The 2,809-nt window shown below is 69.2% G+C and carries 3 protein-coding genes and 1 pseudogene; 2 read left to right on the forward strand and 2 right to left on the reverse strand.

What is annotated here, in order from left to right; all coding sequences use genetic code 11:
• Both LQV45_RS24145 and LQV45_RS24150 read left to right on the forward strand, forming a co-directional pair.
• A pseudogene (locus LQV45_RS24145) lies at positions 1–92 on the forward strand (short-chain dehydrogenase); the annotation flags it as partial.
• A 108-nt stretch (positions 93–200) separates the two neighbouring features.
• Entirely contained in the window at positions 201–1,334 is a 1,134-nt protein-coding gene (locus LQV45_RS24150; RefSeq protein ID WP_230009158.1) for an LOG family protein, read from the forward strand.
• Positions 1,335–1,338: 4 nt separating this feature from the next.
• On the opposite strand, the gene LQV45_RS24155 is transcribed toward LQV45_RS24150, so the two are convergent.
• Both LQV45_RS24155 and LQV45_RS24160 read right to left on the reverse strand, forming a co-directional pair.
• A complete protein-coding gene (locus tag LQV45_RS24155) occupies positions 1,339–2,298 on the reverse strand; it encodes a matrixin family metalloprotease (protein ID WP_230009159.1) in 960 nt (319 codons plus the stop codon).
• On the reverse strand, positions 2,298–2,809 hold a 512-nt coding region (locus tag LQV45_RS24160; RefSeq protein WP_230009160.1), incomplete at its 5' end, for a VIT1/CCC1 transporter family protein. The genes LQV45_RS24160 and LQV45_RS24155, both read right to left, overlap by 1 nt.

Genomic DNA, 2,809 nt, shown 5'->3' on the forward strand with positions numbered 1-2,809 from the left:
TGGCGGCCCTGATCGCCTTCCTGCTCGGCCCGGACGCGGGTTACATCACCGCGGCCACCTATGACATCAACGGCGGCCTCCAGGTCTCCTAATCCGCACGCACCCCCGTTGCGCTATCACTTTTGGGCCTTAAGATCCCGGAATGGCCACCAAGAGTGATAGCGCAACGGGGGAGCTTGGCCACGGTCTAGGCTGGCTCCATGAACGCCGCCCGCAGCCTTCACCCCAGCCCCCGCACGTTGGAGGTCGAGAGCCTTGCCGGTTTCGACCGGCTGGTCGCGGCGGGGGCGCGCAGCATGCACGGCTGGCATGTCCAGTCGCTGGACCTGCGGGGCCGCCGGGCCCAGCTGGAGGCGCTTGAGGCCCAGGGCGCGGTCTTCCTGGGCTGCAGGTTCGACGACGGTGTGGAGGACTTGCTGCGCAGCCGGGGCGCCCTCATCTTTCCCCGGCTCACGGCCGTGCCGTTCAACCCCTACCGCGGGCAGCTGTACACGCCGCAGGAACTCTATTCCGGGATCGCCACCTCACCCTACGAGGACACGCTCGACGCGCGGGTGTACCAGTGGAGCATCCGGCCGGGCCAGCGACGCCGGCTGGATGCGACACTGGCCGCCGCCCTGCATGACCACTCGATCGGCGTGGCCCTCGACGAACTGGCCGGCACCTATCTCCGCGCCGGCCGCACGATGGTGGGGGTCATGGGCGGACACATTGCCCGCCGCGGCACCGCCGTCTTTGAAGGAGCCGCGCTGCTGGGCCGGCTGCTGGCCCGCAGCGGCAGGGTGGTAGCCACGGGCGGCGGCCCCGGGGCCATGGAGGCCGCGAATCTTGGCGCCTTCCTCAGCGAGGCCCCCGAACCGGACTTCCGGCGGGCCCTGGCCGACCTCTCGGCGGTGCCGTCCTTCCGCCCCTCGGTGGCCGCCTGGGCGCGGACGGCCGCGGCGGTCGCCCAACGCCACCCGGAGGGTGTGCCGTCGCTGGGGATTCCCACATGGTTTTACGGCCATGAACCACCGAACTTCTTCGCCACGCATGTGGCCAAATACTTCGCGAATGCCATCCGGGAAGCCATCCTGCTTGAACTGTGCAACGGCGGCATCGTCTTTTTGCCGGGTTCGGGCGGCACGGTCCAGGAGATCTTCCAGGACGCCTGCGAGAACTACTACGCCGCTCCGGAAACCGTCACTCCCATGGTCCTGGTGGGGCACGAACACTGGCTGCGGCGATTCCCGGCCTGGCCCCTCTTACAGAGCCTGGCGTCAGGGCGCCGGATGGAGGGAAGGATCTTCCTGGTCGATACGGTCGAAGAAGCCCTTGAGGCGCTGGAGCGCTAGGGGGTCAGAGATCCTTGCGACACTGGGCGTGGCCGAGCTCGTAGAGTCCGTTCAGGTCGCCGGCGGCAAGCCCGTCCGGGGCTCCGATCTCGGGGTACATCAGCTGGGCCGGGTCATCGACATGCTCCAGGCCCATCACATGGCCGAGCTCGTGCAGGATCACGGCCGTGGCATAGGCCGCTCCCTCGGAGCGGTCCAGGTCTTCCGCGATTTGCGGGGCATCCAGCTCCAGGCTGCCGGTGACGAAGCTCTTGGGGCCGTCGCCGAAACTGAAGTGTGTGCTTCCGCCTGTGCCGATCACCGGGCCTTTGAGCTGCGGCGCCTGCTCCGGGGTGGTCCAGGCGATCAGCAGCGGCGCCCACCGGTCCCCGTAGAGATTCTTTTGGTAGGGCGCACGTGTGGACGAGGGTGCCTCGGACGTGGGGCCGTCATTGATGAAGGTGATTCCGGTGGCCTCCGAGATCGTCCTGATCGAGTCGTCCACGAGCCGCTCGGCACCCGGCGGGGCCAGGGTGGCATTGATGACGTAGTGCAGCGGGCGGCACGGCGAGTAACCCACCGGAGTGCCGTCGTCATTCGTTGCGAGGAACTTGTACGAGGTGCTGGCGGCCTCCGGTTTCCGGGCCGCGCCGAGGGGGTGGTCCTGCTCCTCGAGCCCGGGCGGGGGAGTGTCCGTCCGGTCTTCGCCGGCCGGCACGGCAGGCTGGCCGGATTTCTGGCCAGCCTGGGGCTGTGCCTGCAGGTCACTGCCTGCTTTGTTTTCTGCACTGTGCCCTGCGTTGTTCCCCGTTCCTCGGGAGACCTCGAAGAGGCCCGTGAACCTCGGATCGCCGTAGACGAGTCCGGCGGTGAGGAAGGCGCCGGCGGCGATCACCGCAGCGGCGGCGAGGTTCCTGATGATCCGCAGAGCGGTGGCTGGCCGGCTGTGCCGAGGTCCGCGGTCCCGAAATTCAGGGCCGTCCACTAGCCAACCACGGCGCCGAAGGCCATGCCCAGCAGGTACGTCACGCCCGCGGCACCCATGCCGATGGCCAGCTGGCGCAGGCCGCGGGTGGCGGGCGAGGTACCGGAGAGCAGGCCCACGACGCCGCCGGTGAGCAGCAGCGCCAAGCCGACGAGGGACGCGGAAACCACCAGTGCGGCGAGTCCTGTCATGCCCAGCAGGAAGGGAATGATGGGCACGATCGCGCCGGAGGCGAAGAAGCAGAAGCTCGACGCCGCCGCGCCCCAGGCGGTGCCGACCGCCTCGTGCTGGTCCTCGCTTTCGGGCAGTTCCGGACGCAGGGACAGGCTGGGATCGCAGTCGCAGTCCAACAGGCCCATCCGCTCCGCGACGCGGTGCTCGGCGGCCTCCCGGGACATGCCGCGGGCCAGGTAGACGAGGAGGAGTTCGTTGTGCTCGATATCGAGCAGCGGCGCCGCCGCCAACGGGATCTGGGTGGGTCGGGTCGCGGCGAGGAGCTCCCGCTGCGACC

It is taken from the genome of Microbacterium sp. Bi128 (genome assembly GCF_918698205.1).